The sequence below is a fragment of the Proteus sp. G2674 genome (assembly GCF_009915195.1).
GTDB lineage: Bacteria > Pseudomonadota > Gammaproteobacteria > Enterobacterales > Enterobacteriaceae > Proteus > Proteus mirabilis.
Map to the genome: position 1 here is coordinate 140,373 of NZ_JAABLS010000005.1, position 21,877 is coordinate 162,249.

18 protein-coding genes and 2 pseudogenes are annotated in these 21,877 nt (G+C 34.4%); 6 read left to right on the forward strand and 14 right to left on the reverse strand.

All coding sequences use genetic code 11. From position 1 onward, the window contains the following. Window positions 1–177 precede the first annotated feature (177 nt). Window positions 178–304: pseudogene (locus GWI58_RS17805) on the reverse strand (IS1595 family transposase); the annotation flags it as partial. A 398-nt stretch (window positions 305–702) separates the two neighbouring features. Between GWI58_RS17805 and GWI58_RS01140 the strand changes: the two are divergent. The 5 genes from GWI58_RS01140 (at window position 703) to GWI58_RS01160 (ending at window position 6,663) form a co-directional block, all read left to right on the forward strand. Further along, the gene (locus tag GWI58_RS01140) at window positions 703–1,233 is read left to right on the forward strand and encodes a fimbrial protein (protein WP_036907929.1); all 531 of its coding nucleotides are present in this window, start codon (window positions 703–705) and stop codon (window positions 1,231–1,233) included. An 85-nt stretch (window positions 1,234–1,318) separates the two neighbouring features. After that, on the forward strand, window positions 1,319–2,044 hold the full coding sequence (locus GWI58_RS01145) for a fimbrial biogenesis chaperone (protein ID WP_094959257.1): 726 nt from the start codon (window positions 1,319–1,321) through the stop codon (window positions 2,042–2,044). Between the two features lie 16 nt (window positions 2,045–2,060). Further along, complete coding sequence (locus GWI58_RS01150) at window positions 2,061–4,589, forward strand: fimbria/pilus outer membrane usher protein (protein ID WP_161768836.1); 2,529 nt, start codon at window positions 2,061–2,063, stop codon at window positions 4,587–4,589. After that, a complete protein-coding gene (locus tag GWI58_RS01155) occupies window positions 4,586–5,971 on the forward strand; it encodes a fimbrial protein (RefSeq protein ID WP_049254993.1) in 1,386 nt (461 codons plus the stop codon). The genes GWI58_RS01150 and GWI58_RS01155 overlap by 4 nt, the downstream gene beginning before the upstream one ends. Before the next feature lie 2 nt (window positions 5,972–5,973). Continuing rightward, window positions 5,974–6,663, forward strand: a complete 690-nt coding sequence (locus GWI58_RS01160; protein ID WP_094959259.1) for a fimbrial biogenesis chaperone — start codon at window positions 5,974–5,976, stop codon at window positions 6,661–6,663. A gap of 276 nt (window positions 6,664–6,939) precedes the next feature. Here the strand turns inward: GWI58_RS01160 and GWI58_RS01165 are convergent. Further along, window positions 6,940–7,137, reverse strand: a pseudogene (locus GWI58_RS01165) (type II toxin-antitoxin system PemK/MazF family toxin); the annotation flags it as partial. A gap of 410 nt (window positions 7,138–7,547) precedes the next feature. Here GWI58_RS01165 and GWI58_RS01170 point away from each other — a divergent pair. Next, the gene (locus tag GWI58_RS01170; RefSeq protein WP_161768837.1) at window positions 7,548–8,705 is read left to right on the forward strand and encodes a pyridoxal phosphate-dependent aminotransferase; all 1,158 of its coding nucleotides are present in this window, start codon (window positions 7,548–7,550) and stop codon (window positions 8,703–8,705) included. Window positions 8,706–8,765: 60 nt separating this feature from the next. Here GWI58_RS01170 and GWI58_RS01175 read toward each other — a convergent pair whose 3' ends face one another. The 12 genes from GWI58_RS01175 to oppA form a co-directional block, all read right to left on the reverse strand. Beyond that, window positions 8,766–9,323 carry a fimbrial protein gene (locus GWI58_RS01175; protein WP_004248209.1) on the reverse strand — a complete coding sequence of 186 codons (558 nt, stop codon included), beginning with the start codon at window positions 9,321–9,323 and terminating at the stop codon, window positions 8,766–8,768. An 18-nt stretch (window positions 9,324–9,341) separates the two neighbouring features. Beyond that, entirely contained in the window at window positions 9,342–10,322 is a 981-nt protein-coding gene (locus GWI58_RS01180) for a fimbrial protein (RefSeq protein ID WP_237611657.1), read from the reverse strand. 41 nt (window positions 10,323–10,363) lie between these two features. Then, window positions 10,364–12,967, reverse strand: a complete 2,604-nt coding sequence (locus GWI58_RS01185) for a fimbria/pilus outer membrane usher protein (RefSeq protein WP_110229175.1) — start codon at window positions 12,965–12,967, stop codon at window positions 10,364–10,366. Between the two features lie 33 nt (window positions 12,968–13,000). Then, window positions 13,001–13,693: a fimbria/pilus periplasmic chaperone gene (locus GWI58_RS01190; RefSeq protein ID WP_004243223.1), complete on the reverse strand. Its 693-nt coding sequence runs from the start codon at window positions 13,691–13,693 to the stop codon at window positions 13,001–13,003. Between the two features lie 24 nt (window positions 13,694–13,717). Beyond that, window positions 13,718–14,260, reverse strand: a complete 543-nt coding sequence (locus GWI58_RS01195; protein WP_004243224.1) for a fimbrial protein — start codon at window positions 14,258–14,260, stop codon at window positions 13,718–13,720. A 61-nt stretch (window positions 14,261–14,321) separates the two neighbouring features. Continuing rightward, window positions 14,322–14,882, reverse strand: coding sequence for a type 1 fimbrial major subunit FimA (fimA, locus tag GWI58_RS01200; protein ID WP_004243225.1), 561 nt, complete (start codon window positions 14,880–14,882; stop codon window positions 14,322–14,324). 249 nt (window positions 14,883–15,131) lie between these two features. After that, complete coding sequence (locus GWI58_RS01205; protein WP_012368005.1) at window positions 15,132–15,467, reverse strand: helix-turn-helix domain-containing protein; 336 nt, start codon at window positions 15,465–15,467, stop codon at window positions 15,132–15,134. Between the two features lie 796 nt (window positions 15,468–16,263). Continuing rightward, a complete protein-coding gene (gene oppF, locus GWI58_RS01210) occupies window positions 16,264–17,271 on the reverse strand; it encodes a murein tripeptide/oligopeptide ABC transporter ATP binding protein OppF (protein ID WP_004243227.1) in 1,008 nt (335 codons plus the stop codon). Beyond that, complete coding sequence (locus GWI58_RS01215) at window positions 17,268–18,257, reverse strand: ABC transporter ATP-binding protein (protein ID WP_004243228.1); 990 nt, start codon at window positions 18,255–18,257, stop codon at window positions 17,268–17,270. The genes oppF and GWI58_RS01215 overlap by 4 nt, the downstream gene beginning before the upstream one ends. A gap of 7 nt (window positions 18,258–18,264) precedes the next feature. After that, a complete protein-coding gene (oppC, locus tag GWI58_RS01220) occupies window positions 18,265–19,173 on the reverse strand; it encodes an oligopeptide ABC transporter permease OppC (RefSeq protein WP_004243229.1) in 909 nt (302 codons plus the stop codon). Window positions 19,174–19,191: 18 nt separating this feature from the next. Continuing rightward, complete coding sequence (gene oppB, locus GWI58_RS01225; protein WP_004243230.1) at window positions 19,192–20,112, reverse strand: oligopeptide ABC transporter permease OppB; 921 nt, start codon at window positions 20,110–20,112, stop codon at window positions 19,192–19,194. A 78-nt stretch (window positions 20,113–20,190) separates the two neighbouring features. Continuing rightward, on the reverse strand, window positions 20,191–21,828 hold the full coding sequence (oppA, locus tag GWI58_RS01230) for an oligopeptide ABC transporter substrate-binding protein OppA (protein ID WP_004248215.1): 1,638 nt from the start codon (window positions 21,826–21,828) through the stop codon (window positions 20,191–20,193). Between the last annotated feature and the right edge of the window lie 49 nt (window positions 21,829–21,877).

A 21,877-nucleotide genomic window follows, 5' to 3' on the forward strand; every position in this document is an offset into this window, starting at 1 on the left:
TTTTTACATTATTAATGGGGCATCCTAGATAAGGTTTAAAATTTTCCTTTAACTTTATATTTTAAAATAGTTAATTGCTGTTTGCTCTTGGTGTATTAAATCGCAATTTATACTCTTACAGATACAGCTTAATGCACCTTAGAAATACCGTTAGGTTTACGTATATAACGCTTCGCCTGATTGCGAAACAGCGTGCTCATCTATCAGCACTCTGAGCCGGTGAAAATAGTAAACGACAATGTTCCTGTGGACATCAACCAGCTTTGCTGGCAATACGAGCTGCAATAGAGTCTGCAATAAACAACTCAAGTAACTATTCCTTTTTGTACTAACTGAGTCTACTTTTCCTCATATAACTATCCTAGATCACCTTAGTTATCTAGAACTGCCCATATTTATATGGTATATCCTAAAATAATTTAGTTAAAAAAGCATAATAGTCATATTTAGACTACAAGAATAATCTGAAAATCTAAAAATATATACATATTAACCTCTACGTATAATGAATTTAGTTGCGTTTTATGAGTAAATAAGTCGATAATTATACATAGTTAAATATTAGTACATGGTAAATATGAAATAAGGAATAAGGTTATTAAAATAATTTTATTTCTTATTGTTTATTTCTTATTGTTCCTTTTCAATTATTGAAACCCAAAAGTAATCTTATTTAGATATATTACCGGAGAGAGTTTTATTATGAATAAAATGCTTCTTGCTGCGATGATCGCAGGTATTTTTTCATCAACAGTTTATGCTGCTTCTGATAATACCATTCGCTTTCAAGGTGAAGTTTCTGATGAAACTTGTACTGTAACTGTTAATGGTAATTCCACACTTCCAGTTGTTTTATTACCAACAGTACCAGTCACTGCATTAGATACTGCTGGTAAAACAGCAGGTCAGACACCATTTACTATCACTGTAAGTGGTTGTACTGGTTCTAAACCAACCGATACAAATATTAAAACTATTTTTATTGCTAATAATCTGACAAAAGAAGGCCGTATTGGTAATACAGCATCAGATAACAATGTTAGCTTAGAAATTATTGATCCTGCAAAAACAGGTACCAAAATTGATTTAACTGGTGTTGGTAACGAAGGTTTAGTGTTAAAAGCAAACGAAAAATCAGCATCTTATGATTATGCTGTACGTTATTATGCGGATGACATTGCAACAGCAGGTAAAGTAGAAGGTAGCGTGCAGTACTCTATCTCTTATCAATAATGCTTATATGTCTCCTTTATATAAAGGAGACATTTTCTATTTATATAAAGGAGGCATTTCTATCCATATCAGAGGAATATAAGTAATGAAAAAAATAATAATGTTAATTGCCTTATTTTTTTTAAGTTATAGCACAGCATCGCATTCTAGTGTCACGATGCTAAAAACACGTATTATTTATTCATCAGATTCACGCTTTGAAGTTTTAAAATTTATGAATAACGATGAAATTCCTTACATTATGCAAATATGGGCGGATAAAGACAATCCTAATTCGACTCCAGATAATGCAGATGCTCCTTTTATTATTCAACCTCCAGTCTTTCGTATCGATCCTAAAACAGGGAGAGACATACGATTAATTTATACTGGTGAAGGTTTACCACAAGATAAAGAATCTATTTTCTATTTAAATGTGGCGCAAATTCCACCTAAAAATTTGAATAAAGATATAAAAGAAGGAAATAGCTTTACGGTTATTGTGCATCATCGATTAAAAATATTTTATCGTCCAACAGCAATTGTTTCTCAGCTAAATAATATCGAGAAACAAATATCATTCTTAAAAGAAAGTAATGGCAATATAAAAGTTAAAAATGACTCACCTTTCTTTGTGTCATTCGCACAATTTGAGGCTACTAATGCATCAGGAAAAAAATTTATATTTAAATCAACTATGGTTCCTCCGTTATCAATGGAAGTTTTAGTCGCTGAAAATGGTGGAAAGCTTCCATTTTCGCCTGATAAGATGACCTATAAATACCTTAATGATCTAGGTGGGCAAAACAGCGCAATAAAATTAATTCATTAATAAAAATGGCATTGAAATGAAATTAATAGAAAATAGCACTGCACAATTAAATAAGAGAATAAAAGTCGTATTCTTAATCGGCTCATTTTCTCTATTTACTCAATCAATGCCCTCTGCATTTGCAGATGATTATGAATTTGATCCTTCTTTACTATTAGGTATTAAAAATAATATCAACATTAATCAGCTTCATGATAGTAATTATGTGGAGCCTGGTGATTATGATGTTGACATCTACATTAATAATCATTTTATTGAAAGAAAAACCGTGAGTTTTCAATTAAATGATAAGGGTAAAGTCACACCTTGTTTTACTCAAAAACAGATTGAGGAAATGGGGCTCTTGCTAGATATCGAGCCAAATCAAGATAATAATCAATGTTTAATATTGAGCCAATTTAATAAAAACATCGTAGACTCGTATGATGCTTCTAACTTTAGAATAACGATTACAGTGCCTCAAATTTTATTAAAACGAAAACCACAAGGTTATGTCAATGAAGACGATTTAGATGCGGGTAACACCATGTTATTCAGCAATTACTCTGGTAATTACTATAAGAATAAATCGAACGGACAAACTTCAGACTATGGTTTTGGTAGTATTAATATGGGCGTAAATCTAGGAACTTGGCAATTTCGACAACAAGCATCTTACTCTTATAATTCATCAAAATCGGGAAGTAACAGTGAATTTAATTGGATAAGAACTTATCTACAAAAACCATTACTGACATTAAAGTCAATGTTAGTTGTCGGTGATATTTATACAGCAGGATCACAATTTTCTAGTCTGGCATTTAAAGGTATTCAATTAATGTCTGATGAAAGAATGTTGCCGGATTCTCAAAAAGGTTATGCGCCTGTTATTCGCGGTATTGCAACAACGACTGCCCGAGTAGTGATAAAACAAAATGGTACTGAAATTTATCAAACGACGGTATCACCAGGGCAATTTGAAATAAATGACCTTTATCCAACCAGTTATGAAGGAGATTTATTAGTCGAAATTCACGAAAGTAATGGTAAAGTTTCTTCTTTCACAGTGCCGTTTACCGCATTACCTGAATCAGTGAGGGCTGGTCGCTTTAAATACAACTTTACCGCTGGTGAGGTGAATAATTTTGGTTCAGAAAATAGTTATTTTTCAGATATTGCTTTACAATATGGTATGAATAATACGGTAACGTTAAATACTGGGATACGTGTAGGACATCAATATCAGGCAATATTTGTCGGCTCTGTTATTGCTACAAAATTAGGGGCCATAGGTTTTAATTCGACATTTTCAAATGCTGAAGTGGCTGGTAAAAATTATCAAGGTGGACGATTAGGTATTAGTTATAGCCGTACTCTCAGTCTAACCAATACTGTTATTACACTCGCAGGTTATAAATACTCAACAGAGAATTTCCGTGAATACAATGATGTTTTGGGGTTGAGAAAAAGTGCAAGTAATGACATAGAATGGAATTCCAGCAGTTATAACCAAGAAAGTCAGTTTACACTTAGTGTTAATCAGTCTCTTGATAAGTGGGGGCAACTTTATGTTTCGGGCTCTATCAGCAACTATTATGGTAATAAAGGACATGATGCCCAGTATCAAATTGGTTATTCAAATACCTATAAAGATATTGCTTATAGTCTTGTCTATAATCGCCAAAAAACAGGGAAAATAACGGCGAATAATACTTTTACACCAATAACTACTGATCCAATATCGGAAGATATGGTGATGTTATCTGTTTCTGTACCTTTAGGACGCTCTGATTATTCACCAATGCTGTCACTATCCTCTAGCCACTCTAGTAATGATTCGAATTACCAAACGAACTTATCGGGGCTTTTAGGGGAAGATAAAACACTTTCTTATAGTATAAATGCAGATTATGACACACAAAATAGAGTGGTAGGTACTGGTTTGCATTTAATTAAACAACTTCCTTTTACCACGTTATCAGGCAGCATTTCTAATAGTAAACAATACACTCAAGGTAGTGTGGGCATTCAAGGTGCGTTAGTTGCACACAGTGGCGGGATAACATTAGGGCCAAGTATTAGTGATTCTTTTGCTTTAGTGGAAGCCAAAGGTGCAAGTGGAGCGACTGTGAGTAATGGAATGGGGGCACAGATTGATCCTTTTGGCTATGCTATTGTGCCTTCTCTTGTCCCTTACCAATATAACAATGTTAGTTTGGATGGAAAAAATATTAGAAATAATAATATTGAGCTATTAGAAAATACTAAACAAATAGCACCATATTCAGGTTCTAGTACCAAAATCGTTTTTAAAACCCAAGTCGGATACCCTGTATTGATTTCAGTTAAACCTTCAAACTCATTGGCATTAGGTGAAAATGTTTATGATAAAGATAGAAATATTGTTGGCATGGTAGGACAAAGTAACCAGATTTATGTCAGAGTCGAAAATAAAAAAGGGACACTAACTGTCGGTAAAGATGAAGATAGTTGCCAAATCAATTACTCAATACCAGAAGAAAAAGAAGACGATAAACTCATTTTATTATCAGGTCAATGCTTATGAAATTAAATTGCTATTTACTTTCTCATCACTCCTCTATTTTATTTTTATTGGCCTTGATGCTATTCCCTTCTTTAGCATTGGCAACATGTTATAAAATAACAACCACAACGACAGATCCCAATAATGTGTATTATACCGAGCCGGGCAAAGGTTCAGCGAAAAATTGGCAAGGTGCTAGAGATGATTCAGGATCAATGGGAAGTACCCCCAAAGTAATTAATGTTAATAACGATCAGTTTCAAATTCCAGGTACATTAGTAGCGACTGGCTTTATCTCTTTTTTTGAAGCAGGTTATGAAGTTTATGATCCTGAACAAATATTGTTTCGTTGCACAGCCGATGAAGAGGGAAAATTAAGAGAATTCTATTCAACGAATGGTGACTATATCTATGGGGGTAGAAATTTAGTTAATCCAGCTTTAGGCTTAAATAATACTTATATTAGTTTAGCAAGAGGGCTGGGTATTCGCATTAAAAATACCATTACAGGTGAATATTATAGTCGCTATTGGAAATCTCGTGCTTTAAATAATTTAGAAAGAGATAGCCAAGGATGGATCTTAGTAAAAGCAAAAGACTTCTCTAATATGGAAGTAGAGCTATTTAAGATTAACTATGAAAGAATAAGTGATATGCCCCCCGAACAATCAAGTAATGGGTTAATTACGTTTGCTAACCAACCGGCGGGTTATATCGCCTTTCAAAGCTCTAACTTTTCTTATTTATTAAAAGATGGTTCAGATCACGCCACAAATTATCATGGCTTTTATGATTCTTGGCCGGCTGCTGTAAATATGTCTCGCCGTATTTACATTCGTAATGCGTCCACTTGTTTTGTGCGAAATGTTACGCCTTATGTTTCATTCCCGCTAGTCACTATTAATGAGTTAGAAAGAGGCAAAAAAGTGACTTTACCTATTACGATTGATTTTTATTGTCAAATAGCACCACCAGCAAACGATGGAATGAGTTATATTTCCAGCGGAACTGGGCCTGGGCAAACTGCAATGGGATTTTTACCTAGACCTACAAATGTTAATAAGGCAATTGAATTAGGATTAACAGTACCTAATGGTGCTGCAATTACCCATTTAGTGACAGACGGTTATGGTACTGATACAAATATGGCAAAAGGGGTTGGTGTAAGAATATATCGCCCATCAGGTATGCCATTAAACTTATTATCAACATTAGCGAATGAAGGACAAGGTGAAGGTTATGGTTGGTACCCTATTGATGATGATGCAAGCGCAGTCTCATATGACAATGGTATTGTCGATTCAACAAAAACATTGTATGCCTCATTAGAAGCGTTACCGAGAGAAAAAATAACTGCCGGTAAATTTAATGCAAAATTACAAGTAATTATACAGGTGCAATAAATATGAAAAGGATCAGCATTTTTATGCTATTATTGTGTTTTTCGTTTATCGCCAAAGCGAATTTAGCGTTAGACGGCTCAAGGGTGATCCTTTATCACTCAGACAGAGAAGCATCCTTAAATATAAAAAATGATGGTGAATTACCTGTGGTAGTTCAAACTTGGGTGGATGATGGTAACCCCCAAAATACCCCAGAAACGATAACTGATGCTTCTGTTTTATCATTACCGCCAGTATTACAATTAAAACCGAGTGAATCACAACAGATACGAGTTATTAATAAATTTATTAACATAGATAAAGAGAAAGAGACACTTTATTGGCTTAATTTATATGAAATTATGCCGAAGCCTACAAACAAAAAATATGATGAAAGATTGATTAATGTCGTCGTCAGATTACAAGTAAAAGTATTCTACCGCCCAGATGATTTAATTATGGTAATTTCTGATGTTAGTCGTGCTCTTATTTTTAAGAAATTAGATAAACAGTTACTAATTGAAAATCCGACGCCTTTTTATGTCACCATAAAATCAGCATCTAGTAAAAATAATCCTAATATTCTTATTCCTATGATAGCGCCATTTTCAAAACAGAAAGTCAACCTAGTGGATAGCAAAATAAATACCATTAACTACATTTTGATTGATGATTTTGGTGGAGAATTTAAAGATAATAAAGAGGTAAAATAGGTTCACTGGTGGTTTATATTGGATTATTTAATTAAATTAGACTAATCATTTATTGTAATTAACTCCATCAATTATAAAAATAGAATATAATAGGATGTTGTTTTTTATTCGCTGTATTATTTAACACCTTATCTAGGTATAGTCGTATAGTCCCTTATTTATTATTCACTAGACAAAGTAGCTAAATCCATTTTAAAAATTAGTAAACAGAATTTATAGCTAAATACGAAAAGATATTTATCCTATCAATGCATTAGCTTTTATTTCAGCTAATTCTTACGCTTCCACCTTAGCCTTTTTCGTGCCCTTACGAGCCTTCCAGTCAGCACAAGTAACTTGATCGACTAATGCGTAGCTGTTTCTTTCGTTTGAGAGCTCGCATTTAAATGGATAGCCTTTGCCTTTAGTTGTATATGGAACGCAAAATAAGAGCCCTACTTTATTATTGCTAGCAAATAGACTGAGAACAACAACAGGACGATGACCAACCTACTCATGTTCTTCAACTGGATCAACGTCTATGCAGATTAAATCACCCAAATCAGGTATACATCAAGATGCTATTATATTAATTCCTTACCTACTCGAGCTCCAAAGTCAGCTTTCTCATGAATATTCTCCGATGTGATGCCGGCTAACAAGTTATCTAATGAGCTTTAACCAGTGTGATTATTAGCCTTCATCACACCTGCATTACATATCTCATGCAATACATCGCTATTTTCTGACTTTATTTCATGTTGACATGCTTAAGCTAATTCCTAAAAACTGACCTAACAGTGAATAAATAATCAAAATTAAAACATATTTATTTACTTATTGTGTTTTTTTAGTAATCTACATAAACAATAAAAATGTAGAATAATTTACTTGGGAAACATCACATGAATCGTCGTTCATTTTTAACATCATCAAGCTTAGTGATCGGGGGACTTTCATTAAGTTCGTTTGTTAGCGCTGCCTATGCCGCAGAAACTTCAAACCCTAAACAGCTATTTAATGCAGAAAATCCTTTACTGTTAAACTTTAATGAAAACTCGCTAGGCATGTCATCCAATGCCAAACAGGCGATTATTGATGCACTTCCCCATGCTTTTCGCTATCCAGATGATGCGCGAAGCGCACTTATCAGTGCATTAGGTGAAGAATTTAAGCTATCAGACAAACACATCACTCTAGGTAATGGCTCCTCTGAAACCATACAAGCAGCCGTACAATATGTGGCGAATAAAGCGCAAAAAGCAGGTAAAGCGGTACAACTAATTGTGCCTGATCCAACGTTTAATTATGCCGAACTTTATGCTGAACCTTTAGGTGTTAATATCGTAAAAGTGCCGGTTGATAACACATTGGCTTTTGATTTAACCGCCATGCAGAAAAAAGCACAAGCATTTGATGGTATTAGCATGGTATATCTGTGTAATCCTAATAACCCAACCGCAATGCTGACACCAACAGCGGCATTAACAAATTGGATCACCTCAGCAAAAGAAAATGTCTTTTTTATTATTGATGAAGCTTACGCTGAATTTGTGACAACACCTGAATTTACCAGTACGATAGCATTAGTTGCTCAAGGTTATAAAAACTTGATTGTTACCCGTACATTTTCAAAAATTTATGCATTAGCTGGATTAAGGGTAGGCTATGGTGTGGCAGTCCCTGAGGTAATTAGTGAAGTAGATAGTTTCGTTTCTATTGATAATACCAATACTGCCGGTGCTGTTAGCGCATTAGCCTCGTTAAAAGATCACGCTTTTGTGGCATATAGTCGCAAGTCAATTGATGTATCACGACAAATGGTGGTTGATACTTTAAACGCCTTAAATATCGAGTATGCACCTTCTCACGCCAACTTTATTTTTCATAAAGTCAAAGGTGATGTAAAAACTTATCAAGAGAGAATGAAAGCGGCAAATATTATGGTAGGACGTGAGTTTCCTCCCGCATTAGGTTGGAGCCGTTTAACCTTAGGAACCCCTGAGGAGATGAGTTATTTTGTCGCGACGTTAAAAGAGTTTAGAACTAAAGGATGGATATAATCCTCTACAGCCAATAGTTATAAATGTATTTAAAAGGGAACGACACAGTTCCCTTGTTATTTACAGATATTCTAAAGAAAATAATACTTCACCATTTGCACTTCCCCCAACTACGTCCTTATTAGTTGCGATATATTGCGCATAAAAATCGAGAGAAATATTATTAGTTGTCTCTACAGGGTAAATCATACTACTTTTTCCTGGTAATATTTTATTCTGATTTTTATCTAAAATAGCAATACCTATATTTTGAGCCGCATTTTTTTCTGCCAGCTTAAACAAGGTACTATCCTTACTGTCAGTATCACCACTAAACATTACTTTTACACCGCTAGTAACAATACTGCAATCAGTTAAGTTAAGTGTAAACTTTACTGGCTCTGTTGTATTTTTTTGCTGAAAATCTTTTGTTCCCCAAACCCCTAAGTCAACAAATTTATTTAGCGAATCAGGACTGACTCTACAAGTATTTGCCACAATGTTCGCTTTTATAACAATATTTGTATTAGCTAATTCTGCTGTTGCATCTTTAGTAAAAAATACTGTATATCCGCTAAAAAGTAGCATTCCCCATAATAGAAAGCGCATTATTTTTCTAGTATGTAATAACTCATTCATGATATTAGCCTATTAAAATTAAGGGAAATCAACTCTTAGAAAGCCACTTGATGTGACAGCGCCTTCAGTTGGTATTTTTCCATCAATACTTACGGGATAAACATTAATCGTGACATTAGCATCAGCATTTTGGTTGAGTCTGAAAGGAATAAAACTTGATAAATCATTAGGTGTTAATTCAGATCCACTTGAATTAGCAACCACAAAGCCAACACTTTTATTATTAGAAACAATAGCATTACCTTGAACTGAATCTGCTTGTAATCGCATTGTTAAATCAGCACTGGCATCTATATTGTCACATTGAATACTTAAGTTTCTAGAAACCGTATTAACTCCTTCGGCTTTTTTCCCTGCTACTTTAAAACTTGATGCAGGAATATTGTCAAAATCAATATTCAACACTTGCCCTGAATTAATAACGCAAGATTGTGGAACTGTCATTGAAAGATTTAAAAATAGCTTTGTGATGATAGTTTGTTTAGTCGCACAATTCTGTGGTTGGCAAAAACCAAATTCGCCTACAAAGATATTTTTTACATAGGTACCAGAAATAATAGCCTTGTCAATTTTTATTCTGGTTTGATACTTTCTTACAGAAACGACGCTTTCTTCGTTTTCAGTATAAGTACGGGCACCACAAGTAGAGCTTAGCGTAGGTACATTATAAGGGACATAAATTGTTCTACAATTATTAGTCATTCTTAACGCAACAGAAATATAGTCATCTATCTTAGAATAAATCCAGTCATTATTGCTGGTATTTGCACTAGGAATATTACCATTGGAATATGTCGCCCATGTTTGCGCTTGCCCCGCATTCCATCTTAATGTAATTCGATTGGACAAAGTAATATCAGAAGCATCTTTAGTAACACCGACTTTATTTTCCGTCTTTGATAGTTGTCCACTAAGCGTGGAATATTCATTCGCATTACAACCACTGACACAGCTCACAGCGACTGCATTATTTGAAATAATGGCTATTATTGTAAACAATACTATTCTAATCATAATAAAATCCGTAAATATGCTTGTTTTTAATATTGGCATGTGGAAGAAATAAAATAGATACCTTTTTCTTTTGATGACTTCTCATTAATTTGGTAATCAAATATACATTGTTGATCAGCCATTTTTCCCCATTTTGCTTTTAGCCTACCAACAGGTGCTAAACCAGAGATAAAAACATTCCCATTATCGCCAACAATACCACTTACGGAACGCTCTTCATCAACAACCATCGCACCGAAAGGTATAATAGCGCCATCTTTTTTGCTTAATGTAACCATTGCTCGATAGCCAATATTCGTTTTAAAATTAGCTTCAACCAATGCCCCCTTAGTAGGAACTACATTAATAATCGTATTTTCTAATTCAATATTTTCTTCTAATGAATTAATATCTAATGAAACTCGATTATTTTTATATGTTGAAGCAAACGGTAAGACGGCATAACCTTTATTATCAGTTAATATACCATTTGCATTTTCTACTTTAATATTATTAGCATCATTTGCTTTAATAAGAATATTGGTATCCCCTAAAGGTTGAGTTAAAGTAATACCTCCTGCATGAGCAACAACACCACCATTTAAACTATAATTAAACTCATGCCAATCATTACTATAATTATATCCGCTACCTATATTAGCATATTTACCTTTATAATTAGCATAAACCATTCCTGAATAACCAGAACCATTATGCGTATATCCTTGTTGAATATTATAATTTAAATTATTGTCTTCAAGGAGAGTTCCTGTTAGTCCCACTTGATTGACCCAAACATTGTCATCGCTTCTATTCATTGAGTAAACAGCATACATACTATTTCTACTTGAATGTAAGTCACTTACAGTTTGCTGGTTAAATACATCATTAAGAGGAATTGATATATTAAAAGCTACATTTTTATTATCACCACGCATACCCGGTGATTTTAATTTCGATAAACTAAGACTATAATTTATCCTATCAATATTAGCATTATAACCCAGTTGCCATAACTGTTCAGTTTCAGTTGTGCGCCAATAGTTTTGGTAAGAGCCTAAAATATACAAAGAACTATTATTGGTAATTTGCTGATTTATATTAAGTTGAAACCTTCCTTTTTTAGAATAATTTAAATTATAGTAGTTAGATAAGTTATCCTCATCTCTTATTATTCCATTATCTGTTACTATTTCACGCCCTGCCATTTTTTTATAACTAACTTCATTTAAGGTATAATAGCCTTGCGTTGAATATCGATACCCCATTATTTGAAAGTTAGTGCCTGTGCTATTAATCGATTTAGCATAGAGTAATCGGAATGACTGCCCTTTTTTATGCTCATCGTTTGGCAATATACTATTCGCCTGTATTACATCTGCTGATATCGCCCCAAAGGTGCCTAGATTACCACCTAAACCAATCGCATAGGCTTGATAATTATTTGAAAATTGGCTTCCTCCATATAACGTCATATTATAAGGTAAGCCATATACTAAACTTAATTGACCAAAATTAGGTTTATCTTGATAATCTGCTCCGCTACGAAATTCCCCTCCAATCAATTCGTATTTTAAGCGTCCTTCACGTTGTAAAATAGGCACATTTGAATAAGGTACAACAAATTGTGTAATTTTACCGTTATTCTCTTTGATTGTGACATCTAAATTACCGCTACTTGATGTGGCATAGAGATCTTTTATTTCAAATGCACCTGGAGGTACAGAAATTTGATAAATAACAAAACCATTCTGCTTGACTGTAACAATAGCATTGCTATTCGCAATACCCTTTATCGTAGGTGCAAATCCTCTCATGCTATCAGGCAACATATTATCATCAGATTCTAGCTTAATCCCTCTAAAACCAAGACTATCAAAAATGGTTCCATTAGAAAAAGAGTCACCAAGGGTTAATTCAGCACGTAATGGAATAATAGGTTTTTGTACATATGTTCTTATATTCCTCCATTTATTTTGCTTACTTTCACCACTGGCATAGTTCCATGAACTTTCATTTCTAAATCGCCATGAACCAAGATTAATACCAGGATTTAAGTTTAAAAAATAATTATTATTATCAACGTTATCCTTAAAGTTCTTACTATTTCTTCCTGTGAAATTATAATTTAGTAAAAACGCATTAATCCCATTATCCCATTTTTCAGGTGGGATAAAGCCACGAACATTATTTTTAAACATTATTTGTGGAATACTTAAAAATAATTTTTGTCCTTCAAAATCGAATTTAACACTTGAGTTTTCTATTTTATCTAAAATATTCTCACAAGCACTATCTTTACTTTCTACCTCTTCTGATTTCTTTTTGCTATTTTCAGTTAAAGTTATTCCAAAATTTGTTAAAGTTTTATTATCTATACAAGGTAATAAGCCTGTATCATCGGATGATGCATCGCTTTCATAAAATATTAATTTTTTTGTTTCAACATATTCATCGTTTACATAAATTTCTACTGAATACATTCCTTCAGGTTGGCCTTCACCTTTATCAAATCGAGATAAATCTGCTACTTCATTATCAATATTTGAAATTAAGTTAGGATTAAAAAAACTATCCGCATACACCACACCAGAAAAGCATGTACCTAAAAAGATATATAAATTAAAACATATAGTTTTAGATTTTAGCATAATAAAGCCTTATCATTAATGAATGTTATAGCATTACTTACCAATCTGTTTCGTTACTTTGGGTGTACTAGCACCATAATCATTAATAGTTTGATAAGATATTTGACTATAGTTAGGCTTGCTGACTTTAATCATTACTGTTCCCATAGGAGGAACCATAATACTATTTAGCTGTTCATTATCAGCTTCTAAATTAATTAATGTCGCATAATAAGGTGAAGGATTATTTACTATTATGTTTCCTTGTGATTTTTTAAACTCAAGACTATTAGGTACATCCTCTATGTTAAAATTTAATCCTTGAGGTCTAATAAAAATTTTTATTCTAGATAATACTGCTAGCTGTAATATATTTTTATCTTTTATTTCTTCTCGCTCAATTTCAGGGATTGCTTTTGTATTTAACCAGAACAAACTTTCTCTATCATTTGGTAATGCCTTACCAGCATAAATTATTCTTAGCTTGTTTTCACTTTCTGGTTTGCTGACAAACAGTGGTGGTGTAACAATAAATTCATTACTTTTTTGATCTTGGCTATCATCAATCCATGATTGCACTAAAAAGCGTAATCTTTTATCTGTATTATTAAGAGTAATTGACGTCTGTTTTGCATCCATAGGATAGACTATGCGTGTTGCAGCTAATGCAACACCTCCCGCATATGATAGCGATGAAAAACTGAAGAGAAAAAATAACGCAATAAAGTGTTTAGATATTAAATGCATATTAACCTCAAATGATAGGTTTATTTATTGATAATTGAAAACAAACCAAACTACGCTGTCAGCTTTTCCACCGATAACGTTTTCTTTCGTTGCCAGATAACTTGCTTTAAATTTTAGTTTTAATTCATTCTCTTCAATAAATTTATACTTATTGAATTTATTAGGAATAATTATTTCACCTTCATCATTAAATAATGCAACACCTAATCCTGAAGCTGAATTTTGTTGATCGGTGATGCTAAATAATCGTTTATCATTATTGTTTACATCACCTATAATAATTATACTGACTTTATCCGTAATACTTTTATTACATCCCATTAATTTAATAAAAAATGGAATTTTTATAGAGTGACTTCCTACTCCATGAAATTGGTTACTACTAATAACACCAAGATCAACAATTTGATATTCACTTTCAGAAGATACTGTACAAGCAGGCTCTACAATTCCCCCTTTAAAAGTCACAATACCATCGTCTAAAGAGATATTTTCCCTGTCATTAGAATAGGCTGTAAATGAAAGAGTAAAAAATAGGACAATAGAATATATTAAACTATATTTCATATTTCCCTCGATATAAAAGTATGACCTTTATCAGGTCATACTTTAAGTTAATCCAATTTATTTATTCATATTGCATTTTGAAAGTTACATCAGCATCAGCATGACCAGGGGTAACGGTATCTAATGTAGATTTATAACGTGCAACAAAGTTAAGTGTATTTGATCCATCAATTAACTGTTTTGCTGTAGAAAAAACAGAGCCGTCTGGTGGTAACACTTTTCCTGTATGGTCTGTAATTTCAATACCAACGCCCGTCGCAGCACCCGCACCACCTGTTGTAATATTGCTTACAGCTAATACTGTTTTATCATTTGAATCACTTACACCTGAAAATGAAACTGAGGCATTTTGTGCGACAGTCGTATCACAAGCTTCTAAATTGATATAAAAATCAGTATTACCAACTGTTTTCCCTACACTATCAAATTGTGCGGTACGATATTGTCCAATATTAACAGTTTGATCTATTGATTTTGTACTAACAACACATGCAGCATTAACAATTTCTCCAGTAAAATTAATTTTACCACCATTAACAATAGTCGCTGCAGAAGCAACACCGCTCAGTGATAAAACAGATACTGTAAATAGAGCTTTAACTAACATCTTTTTTTTAAGCATTGACTTTTCCTTTTACATTACAGGTAAATATACACAACAACTTCACTTATAAATTAAAATAGTAAATCTATATTAGATAACAATATTTGAATTCATATACTAATTATATGATAAAGTGTTAACTACCTTAATAAGGGTAATTTAATAAATATTAAATAAATAGGATTTTAATTTTAAATAAAATCCCTATTAATTAATTCATTGATATACTTAATATACTTGCCACCAATAATATTACTTATCTTACATTTAAATAATATTCTCAAAGAATGGAATATTATTATCAGAATCATATTTTATTTTATATTTTAATGTGATAACTCTTTTGGAAACCTTTTCAAAGAAATCACTTATTGAAATATCAAATATATTTAGTATGTGAAAAAGTATATCAATAGGTATTTTATTTATTCCTCGTTCATAACGAGAAATTTGTTGTTGAGAGATATTCAATAATTTTCCTAACTCAGCCCCCGTCATAGAATTACGTTGCCTTAAAAGAAAAAGTTCATATCCAATCGAATGACAAAATATTTTTCTTTCTGAAATATATTCAAAATTCAATGAGAAATTATTTATTTCCAAAATTCACTTCCTCAACTGTATTTGCATTTAATTTACTTTATGAGATTAATAAAATCAATTATTCAAAAATTTCTAACGAATTAAAAACCTCATAATAAAACACTAAATAAGAGTAGGTAAATATACTCATTTTATTTGTATCAGGGAGTTAATTGATTATCTGATTTGAATAGTCGTTTTAAGGCAGTGATTAATTCTAAAATTACGAGAAAACAGACATAAATAAGACATAATAATCTATTAATAAAAACATATTAAATTTTTATTAATTTTTAATAGAAATATTTTTTATTGTTTTTGCTTACTGTAAAACTAAAACAGATAGGGTTAGTACAAAATTTATACTTCTTTGTTTCAAATATTATTTTAACAAAGTTATAATAATAAATTTTATTAATGATTATACCTTTACATCTCATCCTAAAAATTTTTACTTGATATAAATTAATATTTATTTATTTTTTTGGTACTGATATTTGTAATTAGATAAGTTTTTTTAATCATTATTTTATCTTATTAAAAAATAATATTTTTATAACTATAAAAACTTTTGATATTAAAATTACAAACCGATAAAAACAACATAATTCATTGATAATAAATGATTTTCATCATTATCAATACTTTTCATATTTAAAAAATGATAATATCAAATAGAAAATAATTTTTTAGAAAAAATCTATTACAAATAAGTTTATTTGAATATTAAATTTTTGAGCCATATGCTTTATATATAAAGAAAAAGGGCCTGAATAAATTCAGACCCTTTTTCCTATTAATATAATTTTATTATTTATTAAAGCGGATCGACTTTTAAACAAGATACCGCATGGCGGAAACTTCCCTCTAATAAGGGGCGCGTTTTAGCACATTCTTCATCAGCCATCGGACAACGTGTACGGAAAATACAGCCTGATGGTGGATTAATTGGTGAAGGAAGCTCTCCTTCTAACAAATCAATATGCTTGTTACGCTCTTTATCCGGATCAGGAATAGGCACCGCTGACATTAATGCTTTGGTGTAAGGGTGTAATGGGTGATGATAAACTTCATCATAAGTCCCCAACTCCACCGCATGACCTAAATACATCACTAAGACACGATCTGAGATGTGTTTCACTACCGCAAGATCATGCGCAATAAAGATGAGCGATAATCCCATCTCTTTTTGGATATCTTTCAGTAGATTGACTACCTGAGCTTGAATAGAAACATCCAGTGCCGATACAGGTTCGTCACAGATAACCAGTTTTGGCTCTAAGATCAGTGCGCGAGCAATACCAATCCGTTGACACTGTCCACCAGAAAACTCATGAGGATAGCGGTTAATTAAGTTTGGTAATAACCCCACTCGCATCATCATCGCTTTGACTTTTTCAACCACTTCAGCCTGTTTCATTTTCGGATGATAGGTTTTTAGTGGTTCGGCAATAATATCGCCAATCGTCATTCTTGGGTTTAAGGAGGCAAGTGGATCTTGGAATATCATCTGAATATCTTGACGAACATCGCGCCACTGTTTATTGCCCATGCCTAATAAGTCATTGCCTAACCAAGTGACTGTACCACCCGATGCTTTAACTAAGCCGATAATGGCACGCGCAAAAGTTGATTTGCCACAACCTGATTCCCCTACTACACCTAAGGTTTCACCTTCGTATAAACGTAAGGTAACGCCATCAACGGCTTTGAGGCTTTTTTTAGGTTGCCAGAACCACTGTTTATTATCTTGTACATCGAAATAAACTTTTAGATCGTTAACTTCGAGGATCACTTTTCTATCTTGTAAGGTGGCTTGGCTCATACTAACTCCTCCGCCGCTTTAAAACAGGCTCGTAATCTTCCCTGAGCAAATTGTGTTAATTGAGGCTCACTATTCAAACATTGCTCTGTTGCATATTGGCAACGAGGCTGGAATGGGCAACCTTTAGGTAAACGCAATAAGTTAGGAGGATTACCCGGAATGGTCGCCAAACGTTCATCTTCACCATCTAAACGAGGTACTGCTTGTAGCAACCCAATAGAATATGGGTGTGATGGTTGGTAGAAAATATCTCGCGCATTACCATATTCCATGGTTCGCCCAGCATACATTACCAGTACTTTGTCGCAAATACCCGCAACCACCCCGAGGTCATGGGTGATCATGATAATGGCAGTATTAAGCTCTTTTTTTAGCTCGTTTAGCAGTGTCATGATTTGTGCCTGAACAGTCACATCCAGTGCCGTTGTTGGCTCATCAGCAATTAATAGTTTTGGCTTACATAATAGTGCCATCGCTATCATTACCCGTTGGCGCATCCCACCAGAGAACTCATGGGGATACATGCCCATACGTTTATGGGCTTCGGGCATTTTTACTGCATCAAGCATGCGAACAGATTCCGCATATGCATCATTTTTACTCATACCCTTATGAAGCATAAGCACTTCTATTAACTGAGTGCCGACTTTCATATAGGGGTTAAGTGAGGTCATCGGATCTTGAAATATCATGGATATTTCTTCAGCACGCATTTTGTTTAATTGACTTTGGCGTAAGTTTAAAATTTCACGACCATTAAAATGAGCACTTCCAGCAGTACGACCGTTTTTAGCTAATAATCCCATTAAGGCGAACGCCGTTTGCGATTTCCCAGAGCCAGATTCACCGACAATTCCTAAGGTTTCCCCTGCAGATAGCTCAAAGTTGAGCTTATTTACTGCGGTTACATCCCCATCTGGAGTACCAAAGGTGACACAGAGATCTTTTACACTTAACAATGGCTTATTTGTTGAATTTGTCATCATGTTCTCCTTAACGATCTTTCGGATCTAACGCGTCACGTAAACCATCACCGATAAAGTTAAAGCAAAACAAGGTGACAACTAAAAATGCAGCTGGGAAAAGTAATAACCAAGGAGAAACTTCCATTGAATTTGCACCATCACTCAGTAGTGCTCCCCAACTACTTAATGGCTCTTGTGTGCCTAATCCTAAGAAACTTAAAAATGATTCAAATAAGATCATGCTAGGAACCAGTAATGAAGCGTATACCACCACAACACCTAATACATTAGGCACGATGTGTTTAAGGACGATATTACGTGATGACACACCACAGACTAACGCCGCTTCAATAAACTCTTTACGTTTTAAACTGAGTGTTTGTCCCCGTACGATACGAGCCATATCAAGCCAAGATACCATGCCGATGGCGACAAAGATCAGTAAGATATTTTGCCCAAAAAAGGTCACCAGTAAGATAACAAAGAACATAAATGGGAAGGAGTTTAATATCTCCAGTAAACGCATCATCACTGAGTCAACGCGCCCACCAATATAACCTGCCATCGCGCCATAGAGGGTGCCAACAATCACCGCGACAAATGCCGCTGCAATACCTACCATCAGTGAAATACGTCCACCAATTGCTACACGAACTAATAAGTCACGTCCTGATGAGTCAGTGCCAAAATAGTGCGCTGAGGCAAAATCAGGTGGCATTGACATCATTTCCCAATCCGTATCGTCATAAACAAAAGGCGATAACATGGGGGCGAAAATGACAAAAAGTAAAATACAAAATAGTAGTACTAGGCTGGTGATCGCCGCTTTATTGTGCATAAAACGACGACGGGCATCTTGCCATAAACTACGACCTTCAACATCTAGCTGCTCCGAGAAATTCCCCAGAGCTTCGCTATTTTCTTTCATCGATAACATAACGTGCTCCAGTCTCTATTAATAACGAATTTTCGGATCGATTACGGCGTATAAAATATCAACTATGGCATTAAATAAAATGGTTAAACCACCCACAATAATGGTTAAACTCAATACCAATGAGTAGTCTCGATTTAATGCACCATTAACGAAAAGTTGACCAATACCCGGTAATCCAAAAATGGTTTCAATGACCATAGAGCCTGTAATAATCCCCACAAATGCCGGCCCCATATAAGAGATCACTGGCAGTAATGCTGGTTTTAACGCATGACGTAGCACTATGCGTTTCATTGGCAAGCCTTTGGCTTTGGCCGTTCTGATAAAGTTTGAGTGTAAAACTTCAATCATAGAACTACGTGTGATACGCGAAATGCTTGCAATGTAGGAGAGCGATAATGCAACCATCGGCAGTAACATGTACTGAATTTGCCCACCATTCCAACCTCCCGCCGGTAACCAACGTAAGGTAATCGCAAAGATAAGCACTAATAGTGGCGCCACCACAAAACTCGGTATCACAACCCCCGTCATGGCAAATGTCATGACGGTATAATCCCATTTGGTATTTTGATTCAGTGCGGCTATCACGCCTGCCCCCACACCAAAAATAACCGCTAATACAAAGGCCGATAGCCCTAATTTTGCAGAAACAGGGAATGCTTTACCGACTAAAGTGTTAACACTGTAGTCTTTATATTTAAAAGAAGGCCCTAAATCCCCTTTCGATAATTGAATTAAATAATCGAAGTATTGTTTGTAAATGGGATCGTTTAAATGATATTTCGCTTCGATGTTGGCCATAACTTCAGGGGGTAATTTCCTTTCCCCAGTAAAAGGGCTACCCGGCGCTAAGCGCATCATAAAGAACGAAATCGTTATTAGAATAAAAAGTGTCGGGATCGCTTCCAAAAAGCGACGAAAAATAAATTTGAGCATTGCCCGTTCCTATAACACAAACCTATTCAGGCGTGGTGATAAAAAGACCTCGCTTAACTTAAGCAAGGTCTCGCCCGATTATTTAGCAATAATATACAAGTCTTTAGTATGTAAATTATCCAGTGGATCTTTACCAGAATAACCACCGACATAAGGTTTAACCAAACGGGTGTTTACGTAGTAGTAAAGTGGAACAATGGCAGAATCTTTATCTAATACACCTTCTGCTTTTTGATAAATTTCTGCACGTTCATCATCCGATTTCACGCGTAAAGATTCTTTCATATACGCATCAAATTGTTTGTTTTTATAGTGAACTGTATTATTACTGCTGTAAGACAGCATCATATTAAGGAATGAAGAAGGTTCGTTATAATCTGCACACCATCCTGCACGTGCAACATCATAATTACCTTGGTGACGTGTATCTAAGAACGTTTTCCACTCTTGGTTTTCAAGAGAAACCTCAGCACCTAAGTTTTTCTTCCAAATAGAAGAGGCCGCAATCGCAACTTTTTTATGTAGATCAGAGGTGTTATACAGTAACTTGAATTTTAATGGATTAGCTTTGTTATAACCCGCCTCTTCTAATAATTGGCGCGCCTTTTCATTACGTTGCTCTTGGGTCCAAGAAGCGAACCACTCTGGTTTACTCTCTTTAATGCCATCGGTGAAAGGCGGTGTAAATCCGTAAGCAGGGATATCACCTTGGTTTTTCACTTTATAAGTGATGATATCTCTATCCATAGATAGTTTTAGTGCTTCACGTACTCGTGGATCGTCAAAGGGAGCTTTCTCATTATTAATTTCATAATAATAAGTACATAAGTATGGGCTGATACGTAATTCATCTGGGATCTCTTTTTTCAATTTTTGGAAAAATTCAATCGGCAGATTGCTATAAGTCATATCGATTTCACCCGCACGATAGCGGTTTACATCGGTGACTTCTGATGAGATAGGTAAAAAAGTAACTTTATTGATAACCGTATTTTTATTGTCCCAATAGGTTGGACTACGCTCTAATTCAATACGTTCGTTTACCGTCCAATTTTTCAGTACATAAGCACCATTGCCGACAAAGTTCGCAGGTTGCGTCCACTTTTCACCAAATTTTTCAATCACTTTTTGATTCACTGGCGACATCGAGGAGTGAGCTAGCAATTTAGGTAAATAAGGTACGGCCTCTGATAATGTGATTTCTAAGGTATTATTATCAAGCGCTTTAACACCTAGTTCCGTCGGTTTTTTCTTACCGGCGATAATATCGTCAATATTAACAATATGGGCATATTGTAGATAGCTTTCATAAGGTGATGCTGTATTCGGATCTGCTAAACGTTGCCAGCTATAAACAAAGTCTTGCGCTGTTACAGGGTCACCGTTTGACCATTTCGCGTCTTCACGAATTTTAAACGTCCAAACGGTAAAATCTTTATTTTCCCAGCTAGTCGCAGAGCCCGGTAGAATTTCACCATCAGGCCCTACAATCGTGATCCCTTCAAATAGATCTCGTGCTAATGCTGATTCAGGTACACCCTCAATTTTATGAGGATCAAGTGATTGTGGCTCAGAGCCATTATTACGCACTAACTCTTGTTTATCAGCCAGTTTTACCCCATCAGGCACAACAGCCGCAGTAGCATTGAGCGCCGTAAAACCAAAGATAGTACCAATGGCGATCGCTAGCGCACTTTTTTTAGTTACATTTATCATCTTATCAAATACTCCCAGTTAGTGAGTCGGCCATTGTTCGGCCTTCCTG

Coding starts and splice junctions, on each gene's coding strand:
- oppC (WP_004243229.1), bottom strand. CDS start 19,173: ATGTTATCGATGAAAGAAAATAGCGAAGCTCTGGGGAATTTCTCGGAG.
- GWI58_RS01215 (WP_004243228.1), bottom strand. CDS start 18,257: ATGATGACAAATTCAACAAATAAGCCATTGTTAAGTGTAAAAGATCTC.
- oppA (WP_004248215.1), bottom strand. CDS start 21,828: ATGATAAATGTAACTAAAAAAAGTGCGCTAGCGATCGCCATTGGTACT.
- GWI58_RS01175 (WP_004248209.1), bottom strand. CDS start 9,323: ATGAATGAGTTATTACATACTAGAAAAATAATGCGCTTTCTATTATGG.
- oppB (WP_004243230.1), bottom strand. CDS start 20,112: ATGCTCAAATTTATTTTTCGTCGCTTTTTGGAAGCGATCCCGACACTT.
- oppF (WP_004243227.1), bottom strand. CDS start 17,271: ATGAGCCAAGCCACCTTACAAGATAGAAAAGTGATCCTCGAAGTTAAC.
- GWI58_RS01145 (WP_094959257.1), top strand. CDS start 1,319: ATGAAAAAAATAATAATGTTAATTGCCTTATTTTTTTTAAGTTATAGC.
- fimA (WP_004243225.1), bottom strand. CDS start 14,882: ATGCTTAAAAAAAAGATGTTAGTTAAAGCTCTATTTACAGTATCTGTT.
- GWI58_RS01140 (WP_036907929.1), top strand. CDS start 703: ATGAATAAAATGCTTCTTGCTGCGATGATCGCAGGTATTTTTTCATCA.
- GWI58_RS01155 (WP_049254993.1), top strand. CDS start 4,586: ATGAAATTAAATTGCTATTTACTTTCTCATCACTCCTCTATTTTATTT.
- GWI58_RS01190 (WP_004243223.1), bottom strand. CDS start 13,693: ATGCATTTAATATCTAAACACTTTATTGCGTTATTTTTTCTCTTCAGT.
- GWI58_RS01170 (WP_161768837.1), top strand. CDS start 7,548: ATGAATCGTCGTTCATTTTTAACATCATCAAGCTTAGTGATCGGGGGA.
- GWI58_RS01160 (WP_094959259.1), top strand. CDS start 5,974: ATGAAAAGGATCAGCATTTTTATGCTATTATTGTGTTTTTCGTTTATC.
- GWI58_RS01185 (WP_110229175.1), bottom strand. CDS start 12,967: ATGCTAAAATCTAAAACTATATGTTTTAATTTATATATCTTTTTAGGT.
- GWI58_RS01195 (WP_004243224.1), bottom strand. CDS start 14,260: ATGAAATATAGTTTAATATATTCTATTGTCCTATTTTTTACTCTTTCA.
- GWI58_RS01150 (WP_161768836.1), top strand. CDS start 2,061: ATGAAATTAATAGAAAATAGCACTGCACAATTAAATAAGAGAATAAAA.